Source organism: Trichloromonas sp. (assembly GCF_041583255.1).
GTDB lineage: Bacteria > Desulfobacterota > Desulfuromonadia > Desulfuromonadales > Trichloromonadaceae > Trichloromonas.
The window spans coordinates 1-14,547 of sequence record NZ_JBFHGD010000068.1 but is presented as its reverse complement, the minus strand read 5'-3'; the positions used below and the strand labels follow the sequence as shown (position 1 = coordinate 14,547).

Genomic DNA, 14,547 nt, shown 5'->3' with positions numbered 1-14,547 from the left:
TTGCGAATCGATTTTCGGACCGTGCAATTATTATTACTCCCCGGGAGGGTGCGCATGAATTACCCCGTCTGGTATCTGCCTGAGATCGGCGGCAGTACGCTGATCGCCCTGATCGCCATTGTCCACGTTTTCGTCTCCCACTTCGCCGTCGGCGGCGGGCTCTACCTGGTGCTGGCCGAGCGCAAGGGGGTGCGCGAGCAGAACCCCGACATTCTTGCTTTCACCCGCGCCCACAGCAAGTTTTTCCTGCTGGTGACCATGGTCGTCGGCGGAATGACGGGGGTGGCCATCTGGTTTATCATTTCGCTGGTGCAGCCGGCCGGCACCTCGCTGCTGATTCACAATTTCGTCTTCGGCTGGGCCACCGAGTGGGTCTTCTTCCTGGTCGAAATCGTCGCCCTGTTCATCTATTTCTACACCTTCGACCGGATGGCGCGGCGCACCCACCTGGTCATCGGCTGGATCTATTTCATCGCCGCCTGGTTCAGCCTCTTTCTCATCAACGGCATCATCGGCTTCATGCTCACCCCGGGCCAGTGGCTCGTCGACGGCGATTTCTGGTCCGGCTTTTTCAACCCGAGTTTCTGGCCGGCGCTCATTTTCAGAACCTTTGTCGCCCTGCTGATGGCGGGCCTCTACGCCTACGTGACCTGCGCCTGGCAGAAGAATCAAGAGCTCAAATTCACGATGACCCGGTTTTCCGGCAAGTGGGTGCTGGTCGCCCTGGCCGGAGCGGTGCCGTCGGGATTCTGGTATCTTTCCAAATTGCCCCAGCCGGCCCGAACTCTGGTCGATGGCGCTTCGCCGACCATTGCCCGCGCCCTCGACTGGGGCCTCTACGCGGTGCTCGCCATTCTGCTGCTCAGCCTGGTTTTCACGGTCATCATGCCGGCGCTGCACAACCGGGTGATCGCCTTTGTCGTACTGGCCTGCGGGCTGCTCTTTATGGGGGCCTTCGAGTGGACCCGCGAGGCCGCCCGGCGGCCGTATGTGGTCAACGAGGTGATGTATTCCAACGGCATTTTCAAGGACGAGGTGGATGACATCAACCGCCAGGGTCTGCTCGGTTCGGCCCGCTGGGTGCGGATTCGGGAGTTTCACGAAGAAAGCCTGCTGGAAATCGGCCAGGACCTGTTCAAGCACCAGTGCCACGCCTGTCACACGATCGGCGGCTTCAATAACGATATCGTCGCCCGCACGGCAAATTTCAGTTATCCGGCGCTGCTCACGTACCTTGAGACGATCCACCAGCGCCGTTATTTTATGCCCCCCTTCGTCGGGACTGCGGATGAAATGCGGGCGCTGGCCACCTGGATTGTCACCGGCCTGCATGGTAAGCCGGCCGAGGCCGCAGGTCCTTCGGTTGCTGGCGTCGGGGATGGGGCTGGAGCGCAGCTGTTCGCCGACAACTGCATTTTTTGCCACGATACCGGGCTGATTAAAGCCAGGACCGGCGGCTGGAGTCCCGATCGGGTCCGTTCGGCCCTTGACAAGCTGAGCGCCCTCAACCCGGCCATGCCTGATTATGCCGGGACCGCGGCAGAAAAAGACCTGTTGGCCGCCTTCCTCGTTTCGCTCCATGCCGTCGGATCGACCGTTCCGGTGGCGGAGGGTGCCGGAGAAACCGTTTTTGAAACCCACTGCGCCATGTGTCACAGCCTGGTCGAAGGGTATAATCCGCTGTTGCCGAAAGTGTCCGGCTGGAGCCGGGAACGTGTCCGCGCCGCCCTCGACATGCTGGAGAAGCTGCAACCGGCCATGCCGCCGATGGTTGCCTCCGGCGAAGAGAAAGATGCGCTTGCGGAGTTCCTTTACAAAAAAAACCAGGGAGGTCAACCATGAATCCCCTCATCCCGACTCCCGATACCATCCCGGTCGCCTGGGGCTGGTTTGAGTTTCTGCTGCTGCTGACTCTGCCGCTGCACCTGCTCTGCATGAACATGCTGCTCGGTTTCTCCGGCATCAGCCTCTTTGCCCGCTTGCGCGGTGACGAAACTTCTCGCCGGCTGGCCTTCGAGCTGGCCCGGGTGCTCCCTTTTCTGGTCGCCTTCACGGTTAATTTCGGGGTCGCGCCGCTGCTCTTCAACCAGGTCCTTTACGGCCAGTTTCTCTACGTCAGTTCGATCCTGATGGCGGTTTTCTGGCTGGCGGTGATCCCGCTGCTGATCTTCGCCTACTACGCCATCTACCTGTACGATTTCCGCTTTCGCTCGCTGGGGCGGGGCGGGGCGGTCTTCATCGGTCTGGCCCTGCTGGCCATCTTGCTGATCGCCTTTATCTTTACCAACAACATGTCGCTGGCCCTCGACCCGGCCCGCTGGGTCGCCTATTTTCAGACTCCCACGGGCACCCTGCTCAATCTGGGCGACCCGACCCTGTTCCCCCGGTTTCTCCATTTTGTGGTCGGCGGCTTTGCCGTCGGCGGGCTGGCGGTGGCGGTCTTCGCCCGCTTCTGGCGCCAGCGCGATCCCCAGGTGGCCGAGCTGGCAACGCGCATCGGCATGCAGACCTTCACCTACCTGACCATGGCCCAGGTGCTGTTGGGAATATGGTTTCTGATGTCGCTGCCGCGGGAGATCATGCTGATCTTCATGGGGCGTAACCTGTTGGCCACTGCCGTCTTTATCGTCGCCCTGATCCTGGCAACCGTCGCCCTGGTCACCGGTCTGCGCCGTCAGGTCGGGTTGACGGCGGTGCTGGCCTTCGTTCTGCTCTTTCTCATGGCGCTGATGCGCGATTTGGCCCGCATCGCCTTTCATGCCCCGTTTTTCCGTGCCGAAACGCTGCAGGTGGTGCCGCAGTATGCGCCGATGGTGATGTTCTTCGTGACCCTGGCGGCCGGGCTGGCCTGCATCGCCTGGATGCTGCGGCAGGTTTCGGTCGCGTTCAAGCGTGACTGAAATAATCGCGGAACACGCTCTGTGCCCGGGGAGCATCGTTGCCTTCCGGGGCTGACAGTTCTTGATCTTTGCTGCCTCGGGTGGTAAAACCCTCAGCATTGTATGAGCCCTTTAATTTATGCGGGGTGCCCGGTGGATATCGCTAGACGCAGTCTGAAAACCAAAATGGCTCTGGCGGTCTCGGCGCTCTTTGTCCTGTTTGTCGCCTGCATGGCCGTTCTGACTTTTTCCTATTTCAAAGGGGAATTTAAGCGGAACCTGTCTGAGCAGCAGTTTGCCCTGGTGGCTTCGCTGGCGCACACCATCGATCAGAAACTTGATCTGGCCAAGAAATCCCTGGTGGTCGCCGCGGCCCAGGTCTCCGTTGCCGACGTCGCCGATGCCGACAGCCTGCAACGGTTTATGGATTCCAAGCCCGAGATGTTGACCACCTTCGATAACGGGCTGTTTGTCTTTTCCATGGACGGAAAGCTGGCGGCCGAAAGTCCCTTCCTGCCCGATCGACGCGGGCGTGACATCTCGTTCCGGGAATACTTCAAAACCACGGTGGCCACGGCCAGGCCCCACATCTCCAAGCCTTACATGTCCACCCACAGCCCCGGGCACCCGGCGGTCATGGTCACTGCCCCGATCGTTGACCCGCAAGGGCGGATGATCGCATTTCTCGGCGGCAGCATTGACCTGCTCGGAAAAAACCTGCTTGAAGAGCTGCTGCATATCAAGGTGGGGGAAACCGGACACCTCTACCTCTTTGCAGAGGACCGCACGCTGATTATCCATCCGGACAAGAGCCGCATCATGAAGCGGGATGTGCCGGTCGGGATGAACAAGTACTTCGACCTGGCTATTGAAGGGTTTGAGGGGACCGAGGAGACCGTCAATTCACGGGGCAAGCGTTTTTTGGCATCCTTTGCCCACCTGCAGGCGACGGACTGGATTCTGTCCGCCAACTATCCGGTTTCTGAAGCCTATGCTCCGTTAAGCAAGGCCAGGGCCTATATCGGGGCGGCGGCTGTTGCCGGTACGGCTGCGGTTTTGGCGGTGGCCTGGTTGCTGATGCACGGGCTTACGGCCCCTCTTTTGACGATTGCCCGGCATGTCTCGGCACTGCCTGAACTGTCCGGGGAACAAAAGCTGATCAGAATTTCGTCCCAGGATGAGATCGGCACCCTGGCCGAGGCTTTTAACCAGATGGTCAGCACCCTGGACCGGCAGCAGGCGGCGCTGCAGGAGAGTGAAATCAACTTCAGGGCGCTGGCCGACAACGCCAATGACGGCATGCTGATCATCGATGAACTCGGGGACTGCGTCTATGCCAATCGCCGGGTTGCGGAAATCTCCGGGTATCCGCTTGAACATCTGCCCGGTTCACCGGTCAGCGAACTCTTCTGTGCCGGGGCCCGGCAGGAGCTTCTTGAAACCTGCCAGCGGATTCTCGCCGGGCACGCCAGTTTGAAACCCCAGGAGCTGAGTATCGCCCATCATTCCGGAGTGGACGTCGTCGTCGAAGTGACCAGCGGTCCGACCCTCTGGAAAGGCGCCCCAGCGGTGCTGCTGGTCATGCGCGACATCACCCTCCGCAAGCAGGCTGAAAGCGAAATCCAGCAGCTGGCCTATTACGATCCGCTGACCTCCCTGCCGAACCGGGCGCTGTTGCGGGACCGCCTGAGCCAGGCGCTGGTTCTGGCCGACCGCGAGCAAAAGCATGTGGGGGTCATGTTTCTCGACCTGGACCGGTTCAAGGGGGTGAATGACACCCTCGGGCATGTGGCCGGTGATCGGCTGCTGGGCGTAGTGGCCGGTCGGCTGAAGGCGTGTCTGCGCGAATGTGATACGGTGGCCCGCTTGGGCGGCGACGAATTCGTCATCGTGGTGACCGGGATCGGCCAGGGGCGACATCCGTCCGCGCTCGCCGAGAAGATTCTGGCCATGCTGGCGGAGCCGGTTCTTTTCGAAGGACAGGAGATCTACACCACGGGGAGTATCGGCATTGCGCTCTATCCCGCCGATGGCGGCGATGTCAACGAGCTGCTCAAGCACGCCGACATGGCAATGTATAAAGCCAAGGAAGCGGGCAGAAACAATTTCCAGTTCTTTTCAAGGGAAATGAATGCCTGGGCGCTTGATTGATTGATGCTGCGAAAGCAGTCTGCGCCGGGCCCTTGACCGGAAAGAGTTTTTTCTCCATGACCAGCCGCAGATCGATCTGCGCAGCGGCTGCCTGACCGGTGTGGAAGCCTTTCTGCGCAACTGGAGCGCCGGCCGCCGCCGGTTAGCCGGGTGCGAGGCGTTTTTGCAGAAAGGTTCGCAGTGTTCGCCAGCTTCGAGATGCAACTGCAAAGGGCGGATCGGGAGCTCAACTCGCGACTGTCCGGCTGCGTTGGATGAGGCAATCACTGTGGATCCAATGGCTTATGGTGCAAAGCCGTTGGCGGAAGAACCTTTGGGAACCCGTATTCACGGTTCTGTGAAAGGGCTGAGGTGAGACTGATACGCTCCCGACCCGTCCGATCCCCGAAATTAGTGCGACTGCCAAGGACTCAATGCCTCTGCTTGAGGGCATCGCGGACGGCAGTCAATGCCTCTCGTCGTTGCTTCAGGCGGTCACGGTAGTCTTTCTGGTCGGTATGGGAAATCTCCATGCTCAGGTCGGAAAGGGTTATCTCCAGGACCTCGCCAAGAACCTGCTGCTGTTGTTCTGTCAGTTCCAGTTGTGTCATGATGCACCTCCTGGGCGTGAGTGATGCGGTTTGTTTCGTTGCTGCGTTGGCCCCTCCTGTTTAAGTTTAGGTGTATTTATCCCGGGTGCAACCTGGCCGGTTGTCGATAATCTGGTATACCTGATGACATTGATGGTGTTTTTGTAGTATTTTCCAAGATCGATTCTAAGGTGCTTGCTGACAGGGGGGGTCCCGAATGGCGAAAAAGATATTCATCGCGTCGACCGGGCAGAACTCGGGGAAAACGACCACGAGTCTGTCATTGATGTTCCTGGCCCGGAAAAAATACGGTCGGATCGGTTTCATCAAGCCGCTGGGGCCAAAGCCGTCCACCTATAACGGCTTGGCTATGGATAAGGACGCCGCCCTCATGGCCGGTGTTTTCGGTCTTGACGGCGACATTGAGTACATGTCGCCGGTGGTGCTTTACCCCGACTCGACCCGCAAGGTGCTCGATGGTGAAATTCGCAGCGAAGTGCTGCTCGACAAAATCCGCCAGGCCACGGCCGAGCTGGAAAAACGCTGCGACTTCCTGGTGCTCGAAGGGTCCGGGCACAGCGGGGTCGGCTCGGTGATCGGTATGAATAACGCCAAGATCGCCAAAACGATGCAGGCTCCGGTGATGATTATCGCCGGCGGCGGCATCGGCAACACCATTGATTCGGTCAGTCTGAACCTGGCCCTGTTCAGGCAGGAGCAGGTCGCCGTCAAGATGGTTCTGCTCAATAAGCTGATCCCCGCAAAACGGGAATCCAGTCTCCATTACCTGCGCCGTGCTTTTGCCGGGGAGAGCTTCCGGGTTGACGGGGGCTTCAATTATACCCCGGTCCTGGCCAATCCGACCCTCGGCCGCATTTCCAAAATCCTCGGATGTCCGCTCAGCGGCGACGTCCGTGAAGTTTTGCGCATCGCCCATCACGTGCAACTCGGCGCGGCGTCTGCGCAGCGGGTCGCCGACCTGCTCGAAGATTCGAGCCTGCTGCTGGTCAACAGTTCCCGTGACGAACTGCTGGTGATGCTCGCGTCCCTGTACAACTTGCCGGAATATCGCAGAAAGATCGCCGGCCTGGTGATTCCCGGACTGGCGCCGGTTTCAAAAATCACCCAGAAAATTCTGGCCGACAGCAATATCCCCTATATCCGCACCGAAATCACCAATGCCGAGGCGTTCACCCGGATCACCAGCGACGTCTCCAAGATCACCGTCGACGATCGCGAAAAGATCGACCTGATCCGCACCCTGGCCGATACGGAGATCGATTTCGAGGCGATCGACGCCCTGTTGTAACGCCATGTATTATTTCGACTATATCGAGCCGCTGTTTCGGCCCCCCAGTGAAGCGCGCAGCCTGATTTTTCAGATCACCGTCGGCTGTTCGCAGAACCACTGCAGCTTCTGCGGCATGTATAAAGCGAAAACCTTCCGCATCCGTCCGCTGAGTGAAATCATCGACGAGATGCGATCGGTGCCTGCATCCCACCGTCCCTACATTCAGCGGGTCTTTCTGGCCGATGGCGATGCCCTGGTCTACCCGCAGGCGGGCTTGAGCGCTCTTCTCGATGCCCTGGCGGAAACCTTTCCCAATCTGCAGCGGGTCGGCGCCTACGCTTCGCCGGCCAGCCTGACCACCAAGGACGGCGACGAGCTGGCCCTGCTGCGGGAGAAAAAGCTGCGCATCCTCTACTTCGGCCTGGAGAGCGGCGACCCGGAGACCCTGCGGGCAATCAACAAGGGGTTTTCCGCCGAAGACATGCTGGCCCTGTGCCGCAAGGCGAAAGAGTCGGGGATGAAGCTCTCGGTCACCGCCATCCTCGGTCTGGCCGGGCAGGCCCGCAGCCAGGAGCACGCCCGGGCGACGGCCCGCTGGATCAGCGAGCTCTCCCCCGAATATTTCTCGCTGCTGACCCTCTTTGTCCGCCACAATGACGACTTTCTCCGCACCATCGAGCCCCTTTCCCGCGGGGGCATTCTCGAAGAGGCCCGCGAACTGCTGCAGCACCTTGCGCCGCTAAAGACCATCCTGCGTTCAAATCACGTCTCCAACTTTCTCAACCTGGCCGGCAGCTACCCGAAGGACCGGCAGCGGCTCCTTGCCGAGGTCGACGAAGCGATTTCCAGGGCCCGCCGGCAGCCGCTGTGGTACCGCGAAGTCCCTGACTATCGTGAAGACCTCTTCTGAAACCTGAAAAAGCCCCCGTTTCCGGAGGCTTTTTCAGGTATGACCCGCTGACGTCGCTCAGTTTTCGGTCAGCACATGAACGTCGTAAATCTTTTCGATTCTGATCTTGTGCCCCTTTTCAACGTCGGCGAATACCTGCAGCACTTTTTTCAGCTGCGGATCGTCAATCTCGGCGGCGGCCGTCGTGTAGAGCTGGTAAGCATTCTCTTCAGCCTTCATGGCGTAGGTCAGAATTTGCTGGTAGGTCATGTCCGGCTGCAGCGGCACCTCGGCGAGGTACTGGCTTATTTTCATGTCGGGAATTTGGATCGCCTTGTACTGCTCGGCTTTTTCGACATTCATTTTGCCGAAAACCTCCTTGTGCCCGGCCTCTTCGGCGGCCATTTCCTCGAACATCTTCTTGGCCGCAATGCTTTTCGAGATCGCCGCGGCGTTCTTGTAGAGCTGATAGGCCGCCTCTTCGCGCTTTACCGCAAATTTCAGGATCTCGTCAAGGGTTACAAAAGCCATTGTTGACTCCTTTTTCAATTCAGATCTATGAAATCGCCCTGACTGCTAATCGACTTCCTCAAAATTTTCCCGGCCGGCCCCGCACTCGGGACAGGTTTCGGGAGGCTCAGGACCTTCGTGGATGTAATCACAGATAACGCAGCGCCATTTTTTCATTTTTCCTCCTTGTTTATTTTAGTAGAAACGGGTCGGGCCGGGGGCTGAGGGGCGTCACTGCCGGTCAGACATTCAGAGCAGAGGCCGGTGAATTGAACCGAATAATTGAACAGGCGAAAACCGTCGACGTCCGGTCGCTCCGGCATGAGCTCGGCGATATTCACCCCGACCAGATCGCTCAGTTTGCCGCAGCCCATGCAGAGAATGTGATGGTGCCGCCGGGTGTCAGCGTCAAACCGGGCTCGTGCCTGTTCGGTGCCTATTTTTTGTACCACACCGATCCGTACCAGGGTTTCAAGGACCCGGTAGACGGTGGTTCGGGAGATCCCCTTGAGCTGCTTTTTCACCTCGTCAAAGAGTTCATCCGCACTGGGGTGGTCGTTTCTTCCCGCAAGGGCTTCGAGGACCGCCTGCCGTTGCGGGGTTACGGGTAACCCGTTGATGCGGCAGCCCTGGGACAGTTCCCGTAATTTATGATAGCCGAATTGATCAGGTTTTTTGTTCATGGTTGCAACAATATGCCAACCCGGGTCCGGTGTCAATTGAAATGGGTATTCAGGTTGCCGCTAGGCCGTTTTGAGGAGCTTGTGAAACTCCTCTTTGGAGACCGGCCTGGAAAAGAAATACCCCTGGATCTCGTCGCAGCCGTTTTGCTGCAGAAAATCCCGCTGCTGATTCGTTTCGACCCCCTCGGCAATCACCCTGGGGCCGAGATTGTGGGCCATGCCAATAATGGTTTTGATGATCGAGGAGGAATCGGCGCCGCTGCCTAATCCCTGCAGGAAGGAGTGATCGATTTTCAGGCGGTCGATGGGGAGCTGCTTGAGGTTGCGCAGCGATGAAAATCCGGTGCCGAAATCGTCGATGGCAAGCGAGACGCCGATCTTCTTCAGTTTCTGCAACTGTGCGACCGTGGCCTCGATGTCGTTGCTGAGCAGGTTTTCGGTCAGTTCGAGCTCGAGCCACTTGGGGGACAGCCGGGTTTCCTCGAGAATCATCGTCACGGTATCGACCAGGCGGTGATGATTGAATTGCCGAGCGGAAAGGTTGACCGCGATCCGCATGGGCGCAAGTCCGGCCTCCTGCCAGGAGCGGTTCTGGGCGCAGGCGGTACGCAGAACCCATTCGCCGATGGGGAGAATCAGGCCGGTTTCCTCGGCCAGATCGATGAAGTCAGCCGGGGCAAGAAGGCCGAGGTCGGGGTGCTGCCAGCGCAGCAGCACTTCCATGCCGGTAATCTTACCGCTGGCCAGGTCGGTTTGCTCCTGGTAGTGCAGCTGCAGCTCGCCGCGATCGAGGGCGTGCCTCAGGCCGGTTTCCATGGCCAGGCGCTGCACCATCTGCTGGTTCATTTCTGCCGAGAAAAACCGGTAGGAGTTGCGCCCGGTCTCCTTGGCCCGGTACATGGCCATGTCGGCACAGCGGATCAGGCTGTCGACATCCCTGCCGTCGGCAGGATACATGGCAATGCCGATACTGGTCGAGGTGAAGACTTCCTGCCCGTCGAGATCGACCGGATGGGCCAGGGAATCGAGAACCTTCTGGGCGATCAGGGTGACATCCTCGGTCTGGGGCACCGAGGGCAGGACAATGATGAACTCGTCTCCGCCGAGCCGGGCGACCGTGTCGCTTCTGCGGACGCAGTCGTTAAGTCGGGCGGCGACGACCTTCAGCAGGTTGTCGCCGGCGGCGTGCCCCAGGCTGTCGTTGATGAGCTTGAACCGGTCGAGATCGAGAAAGAGGATCGCGGCCCGCTGCCGTTCACGCTTGGCCTTGGCCAGCACCTGGCCGAGGCGATCCTGCAGCAGCATGCGGTTGGGCAGCCGGGTCAGGGTATCGTATTGGGCCAGCTGCTGAATTGCTTTTTCCGCCAGTTTCAGCTCGGTGATGTTGTCGTGGGTGATGACGATGCGCAGCGGACCCTCGCCCGGAAAGCGGGTCACCCGACCGTTGTACCAGTATTGGTGGTCCGGGCTGTGACAGGAGTATTCCAGGGAAAATTCGATCAGGGTGCCGTTCATCACGGCGCGGATCCCCTGGGCATAGGCCTCGGCCTCCTGGACGCCTTCCCCTTCGGTTACGTTGCAGGCCGCGAGGTAATTGGTTCCCTCGCAGAGTTTTTCCGGTCGATCGGAATGGGCGAAGGCGAAGTCACGCCAGGCTTTGTTGACGGCGATGATGACCCCGTTTTCGTCGAGGATGGCGAGATGCTGGGGGAGAGCGTCGACAATGGCCCGGGAAAACCGCTCGGATTCGATCTGGGCCCGTTCCAGCATCTTGCGGGTGGTGATGTCTTCCATCAGGATCAGGGCGCCGACGGTCTTGCCGTTGCGGTCGCGAAGGGGCGTTGCCGACCAGTTGACATCGATCGGTTGCGCACTTAGGGTCTGCAGGCGGACTTCCTTGTTGGCCTGGGGATTGCCGGCCAAAACGCGCATAAGATATTTACGGGTGTTCGGACGGGTCTCCTGCTGGAAATCAGAATGGGGACGGCCGAGGGTTTCGGCGGCGGTCCAGCCGAAAATCTGTTCTGCCGCGCGGTTCCAGATGAATATTTTTTCGTCCATGTCCAGGCCGACGACCGCCAGCGGCCGGCCGTCGAGCAGGGAGAGCAGGGTTGCATGCAATCCTTCAGGGGTGATCATTGCGGAACCTGACATGGAAAATAAAGATCTCCTCGGACCGTGCACAGCGTGTCTTCCGTTTGATCACCCGGAAAGGTGAAGAAAGGTTCATGACAGCACAGTATAGCACCTGCCGGGGCATTCGCATCCGGATGGGCCGATTTCACGGCAGGGGCGGTCAAAATGGAAAAAACAGCGGGATCAACAGGGTGGCCAGAACCCAGACCATCAGGTTCAGCGGGGCGCCGACCCGGGTATAATCGAAAAAATGATAACCGCCGGGTCCCATGACCAGGGCGTTGGACTGGTGGCTGATCGGGGTCATGAAGCAGGAGGAGGCGGCGATCGCCACTGCCATGAAAAAGGGCTTGGGATCGACCCCCAGGTCGACGGCGGTATTGAAGGCGATCGGGGCGATCAGCACGGCGGCGGCGGCATGGCTCATGACCTCGGTCAGCAAGGAGGTGAGCAGGATGATCCCGGCCAGCACCGCCCAGGGCCCCCAGGGACCCATGACGTCGAGCAGCAGCCGGGCCAGCAATTCGGCGGCGCCGCTGTTCTGCATGGCCAGCCCGAGCGGCAGGGTGCCGGCAATCAGGACGATGATCCGCCAGTCAATGCTGTCATAGGCTTCCTGGATGGTCAGGCAGCGGGACAGGACCATGGCCAGGGCGCCCAGGGTGGCGGCCGGCATGATCGGCAGAATGTCGACAACCACCAGCAGGATGGTGACAGCTAAAATGGTCAGGGCGATGGGGGCCTTGCGCGGCCGGTAGGGGACCGGGGGAACCCCGCCGAGCAGCAGGAACCCGTGTTCCTTGCCGAGGTGAAAGACCTTCTCTTCCGGCCCCTGCAGCAGCAGCACGTCGCCGAACATCAGGCTGACGTGCTCGACCTTCTTGACCACCGGAGCGCCCCGCCGCCAGATCGCCAGAACGCTGAGACCGTGGGTTTCCCGAAAGCGCACCTCGGCCAGGGTTTTTCCCGCCAGGTCGCAGGTTGGCGAGAGGGACGCCTCGACCACCACCATTTCTCCCTCGAGCCCTTCCGGAGAGGGGTTGTCCCGTTCCGGGACCATGCTCAGTCCCTTGGCCTGACGCACCTTCAGGATGCCTTCCGGGTTCCCTTCGAGAAACAGGATGTCGCCTTCTTTCAGCTTACTGTTGCGCCTGGGCTGGGGGCGTTTGCGCCCGCTGCGCATGATGGCCCGTACCCTGAGGCTGAAATCTTCCTCCAGGCCGCTGGCGGCGATGGTCAGGTTGGCCAGGGGGGATTTTTCCAGGATCTGCACCTCGGTGATGTATTCCTTGACCTGGTAGGCTTCGGTGAGGGCGCCCGATTTGCGGGTCGGCAGCAGGTGCCGCCCGGCGACCACCATGTAGAGGATGCCGCCGGCTGCGATCGGCAGGCCGACCGGGGTGAAGGCGAACATGCTGAAGCTTTCACCGGCATATTGCTGCAGCAGGGAGTTCATCAGGATGTTCGGCGGCGTCCCGATCAGGGTGCAGATGCCGCCGAGCAGTGAGCCGAAGGCCAGCGGGATGAGCAGCCGCGACGGGCTGAGTTTCATCTTGCGGGCGATGGAGGAAACCACCGGCAGCAGAACGGCGGTCGAGCCGATGTTGTTGATGAAGGCGGAAAAGGCGGCCACGCTGGTCATGATCGCCCCGACCAGCCGCGATTCGCTGCCGCCGGCCAGCCGGATCAGCCGTTCGCTCATCCGGCCCATGGCCCCGGTGTTGGTGATGGCGGCGCTGATGACGAACATGGCGGCGACGGTGATGACCGCCGGGTTGCTGAAGCCCGAGAAGGCCTGCTCGGTCGAAACCAGTCCGGTAATGGCCAGGGTCAGCAGGATCATCAGGCTGGCCACGTCCATGCGGACCCATTCGGTGGCAAACAGGATGATGGCAGCCAGCAGGATGATAAGAACCAGGGTGATATCCATGAATGCCTCGAAATAGAGAGAGTCCAAGGATAAGTTTAAACCAGATGTTCTTGCTGACAAGGCTGTGATTTCAGATTGTTGTCGCGATGTCCAGTTGTTTCAGAAAAGTGCGGGCGACGGTTTCCGGGGAGCTGGCGGCCAGGATGGCGCCGATGCAGGCGGCCCGGCGGCAGCCGCTTGCAAGGAGTTCGGGGAGTCGGTCGGCGGTGACGCCGCCGAGAGCGAAGACGGGCAGGGGAGCGTTGGCGCAGGCCCCGCGCAGCGCGGCGAGACCGAGCGGGGCCCCGTAGGCGGCCTTGGAGGCCGTGAAGTAAACCGGTCCGAAGGTGACGAAGTCGGCGCCGGATTCGGCCGCCGTGGCGATTTCGGCCGGGTGGTGGGTGGAAACGCCGATCAGCCGCTGTGGTCCGAGCAGGGCGCGGGTTTCGGCGACCGGCAGCGAGCCGCCGCCGAGATGCACGCCGTCGGCCTCGACCGCCAGGGCCACATCGATGCGGTCATTGATCAGCAGGCAGGCGCCATATTCGCGGGTGAGCTGGCGCAGCTCGCGGGCCAGCGGCAGCAGCTCTCGGGCGGTCAGGTCTTTTTCCCGCAGCTGCACGGCGCGCACGCCCCCCCTGAGGGCGGAGTGCACGGCACGGATGAGGTCACCGCCGGCAGCCTGGCGGCGGTCGCTGATCAGGTAGAGGTTGAAATCGATGGTTAAAGGCATGGGGCTCACGCTCACTTGCGATCCCCGCTGAAGCCGCTAGGCAGCAAAGATGGCGCTTTAAAGATTTTCATTGCGTTCTTTGCTGCTTTGCGTGAGTCACGGATTGATCTTAGCCGGCGGTTTTTTTCAAAAAAGCCCCGTCCCAGTCTTTCCACACCGCCTCGTAGCCGCGGGCGCGGATCAGCCGGCAGACTTCCTCAGGGCTGCGGTCGTCGTCGATGGCGAACTGCTGGGTGCTCAAATCCTTGTCCGCATAGCCGCCGGGGGCGGTGCAGGAACCGGCGCTCATCTGGGTGATTCCCAGCGGCAGCAGGTTGTCGCGCAGCGCCGCGCTCTCGCGGGTCGACATCACCAGCCCGGCGTCGGGGAGCAGCAGGCGCAGGGCGCAGATCAGCTGCACGAAGTTGCGGTCGGAGACCGGGTGCAGCGGCTGAAAGCCGCCGTCGGCCGGGCGGATCCGCGGGAAAGAGACGCTGACCTGGGTGCGCCAGTAGTGGCGGGAGAGGTGCAGGGCGTGCAGGCCGAGAAAGAAGGCTTCGCTGCGGAACTCGCCCAGTCCGAGCAGAAAGCCGAGGCCGATCCGGCGCAGGCCGGCGGAGCCGCCCCGTTCGGGGGTCAGCAGGCGAAAATCGTAATCGCGCTTGTTGCCGAAGGGGTGCATTTCGTCATACAGGGCGCGGTCGTAGGTCTCCTGGTATATCGTCAAGCCGTCGACCCCGGCGCCGACCATCTGCTTGTAGCCGTCGATCTCCATCGGGTAGACCTCGATGGAGATCGAGCTGAACAGGGGCCGGATG

General features: G+C 60.6%; 12 protein-coding genes and 1 pseudogene. 5 read left to right on the top strand and 8 right to left on the bottom strand.

Features of this window, described 5'->3' with window-relative positions:
* Positions 1–54 precede the first annotated feature (54 nt).
* From ABYV89_RS07410 to ABYV89_RS07400, 3 genes are all read left to right on the top strand, one after another.
* A complete protein-coding gene (locus tag ABYV89_RS07410) occupies positions 55–1,842 on the top strand; it encodes a c-type cytochrome (RefSeq protein ID WP_432822309.1) in 1,788 nt (595 codons plus the stop codon).
* Entirely contained in the window at positions 1,839–2,900 is a 1,062-nt protein-coding gene (locus tag ABYV89_RS07405; RefSeq protein ID WP_432822308.1) for a hypothetical protein, read from the top strand. Before ABYV89_RS07410 ends, ABYV89_RS07405 begins: the two co-directional genes overlap by 4 nt.
* Before the next feature lie 132 nt (positions 2,901–3,032).
* Positions 3,033–5,030 carry a bifunctional diguanylate cyclase/phosphodiesterase gene (locus ABYV89_RS07400; protein WP_432822307.1) on the top strand — a complete coding sequence of 666 codons (1,998 nt, stop codon included), beginning with the start codon at positions 3,033–3,035 and terminating at the stop codon, positions 5,028–5,030.
* Between the two features lie 410 nt (positions 5,031–5,440).
* Here the strand turns inward: ABYV89_RS07400 and ABYV89_RS07395 are convergent, their stop codons facing one another.
* Entirely contained in the window at positions 5,441–5,620 is a 180-nt protein-coding gene (locus tag ABYV89_RS07395; RefSeq protein WP_432822306.1) for a hypothetical protein, read from the bottom strand.
* A gap of 196 nt (positions 5,621–5,816) precedes the next feature.
* Here ABYV89_RS07395 and ABYV89_RS07390 point away from each other — a divergent pair, with 196 nt between their 5' ends.
* Together ABYV89_RS07390 and ABYV89_RS07385 are read left to right on the top strand one after the other, a co-directional pair.
* Positions 5,817–6,908 carry an AAA family ATPase gene (locus ABYV89_RS07390; RefSeq protein WP_432822305.1) on the top strand — a complete coding sequence of 364 codons (1,092 nt, stop codon included), beginning with the start codon at positions 5,817–5,819 and terminating at the stop codon, positions 6,906–6,908.
* A 4-nt stretch (positions 6,909–6,912) separates the two neighbouring features.
* Positions 6,913–7,800 (top strand): radical SAM protein, encoded by an 888-nt coding sequence (locus tag ABYV89_RS07385; RefSeq protein WP_432822304.1) that lies wholly within the window; start codon positions 6,913–6,915, stop codon positions 7,798–7,800.
* Between the two features lie 57 nt (positions 7,801–7,857).
* Here ABYV89_RS07385 and ABYV89_RS07380 read toward each other — a convergent pair whose 3' ends face one another.
* The 7 genes and pseudogenes from ABYV89_RS07380 to ABYV89_RS07350 form a co-directional block, all read right to left on the bottom strand.
* Positions 7,858–8,310 (bottom strand): ferritin-like domain-containing protein, encoded by a 453-nt coding sequence (locus tag ABYV89_RS07380; protein WP_432822303.1) that lies wholly within the window; start codon positions 8,308–8,310, stop codon positions 7,858–7,860.
* A gap of 45 nt (positions 8,311–8,355) precedes the next feature.
* A complete protein-coding gene (locus ABYV89_RS07375) occupies positions 8,356–8,466 on the bottom strand; it encodes a rubredoxin-like domain-containing protein (RefSeq protein WP_432822302.1) in 111 nt (36 codons plus the stop codon).
* Positions 8,463–8,972, bottom strand: a complete 510-nt coding sequence (locus ABYV89_RS07370; protein ID WP_432822301.1) for a Fur family transcriptional regulator — start codon at positions 8,970–8,972, stop codon at positions 8,463–8,465. Before ABYV89_RS07370 ends, ABYV89_RS07375 begins: the two co-directional genes overlap by 4 nt.
* 60 nt (positions 8,973–9,032) lie before the next feature.
* The gene (locus tag ABYV89_RS07365) at positions 9,033–11,126 is read right to left on the bottom strand and encodes a putative bifunctional diguanylate cyclase/phosphodiesterase (RefSeq protein WP_432822300.1); all 2,094 of its coding nucleotides are present in this window, start codon (positions 11,124–11,126) and stop codon (positions 9,033–9,035) included.
* 142 nt (positions 11,127–11,268) lie between these two features.
* On the bottom strand, positions 11,269–13,038 hold the full coding sequence (locus ABYV89_RS07360) for an SLC13 family permease (protein WP_432822299.1): 1,770 nt from the start codon (positions 13,036–13,038) through the stop codon (positions 11,269–11,271).
* A 70-nt stretch (positions 13,039–13,108) separates the two neighbouring features.
* Entirely contained in the window at positions 13,109–13,750 is a 642-nt protein-coding gene (thiE, locus tag ABYV89_RS07355) for a thiamine phosphate synthase (RefSeq protein ID WP_432822310.1), read from the bottom strand.
* 109 nt (positions 13,751–13,859) lie between these two features.
* Positions 13,860–14,547 (bottom strand): annotated as a pseudogene (locus tag ABYV89_RS07350) (2-iminoacetate synthase ThiH); the annotation flags it as partial.

Excerpts from the sequence above, each read along its gene's own strand:
- ABYV89_RS07405 (WP_432822308.1), top strand. The coding sequence starts at position 1,839 with ATGAATCCCCTCATCCCGACTCCCGATACCATCCCGGTCGCCTGGGGC.
- ABYV89_RS07395 (WP_432822306.1), bottom strand. The coding sequence starts at position 5,620 with ATGACACAACTGGAACTGACAGAACAACAGCAGCAGGTTCTTGGCGAG.
- ABYV89_RS07375 (WP_432822302.1), bottom strand. The coding sequence starts at position 8,466 with ATGAAAAAATGGCGCTGCGTTATCTGTGATTACATCCACGAAGGTCCT.
- ABYV89_RS07390 (WP_432822305.1), top strand. The coding sequence starts at position 5,817 with ATGGCGAAAAAGATATTCATCGCGTCGACCGGGCAGAACTCGGGGAAA.
- ABYV89_RS07410 (WP_432822309.1), top strand. The coding sequence starts at position 55 with ATGAATTACCCCGTCTGGTATCTGCCTGAGATCGGCGGCAGTACGCTG.
- ABYV89_RS07360 (WP_432822299.1), bottom strand. The coding sequence starts at position 13,038 with ATGGATATCACCCTGGTTCTTATCATCCTGCTGGCTGCCATCATCCTG.
- ABYV89_RS07365 (WP_432822300.1), bottom strand. The coding sequence starts at position 11,126 with ATGTCAGGTTCCGCAATGATCACCCCTGAAGGATTGCATGCAACCCTG.
- thiE (WP_432822310.1), bottom strand. The coding sequence starts at position 13,750 with ATGCCTTTAACCATCGATTTCAACCTCTACCTGATCAGCGACCGCCGC.
- ABYV89_RS07380 (WP_432822303.1), bottom strand. The coding sequence starts at position 8,310 with ATGGCTTTTGTAACCCTTGACGAGATCCTGAAATTTGCGGTAAAGCGC.
- ABYV89_RS07385 (WP_432822304.1), top strand. The coding sequence starts at position 6,913 with ATGTATTATTTCGACTATATCGAGCCGCTGTTTCGGCCCCCCAGTGAA.
- ABYV89_RS07370 (WP_432822301.1), bottom strand. The coding sequence starts at position 8,972 with ATGAACAAAAAACCTGATCAATTCGGCTATCATAAATTACGGGAACTG.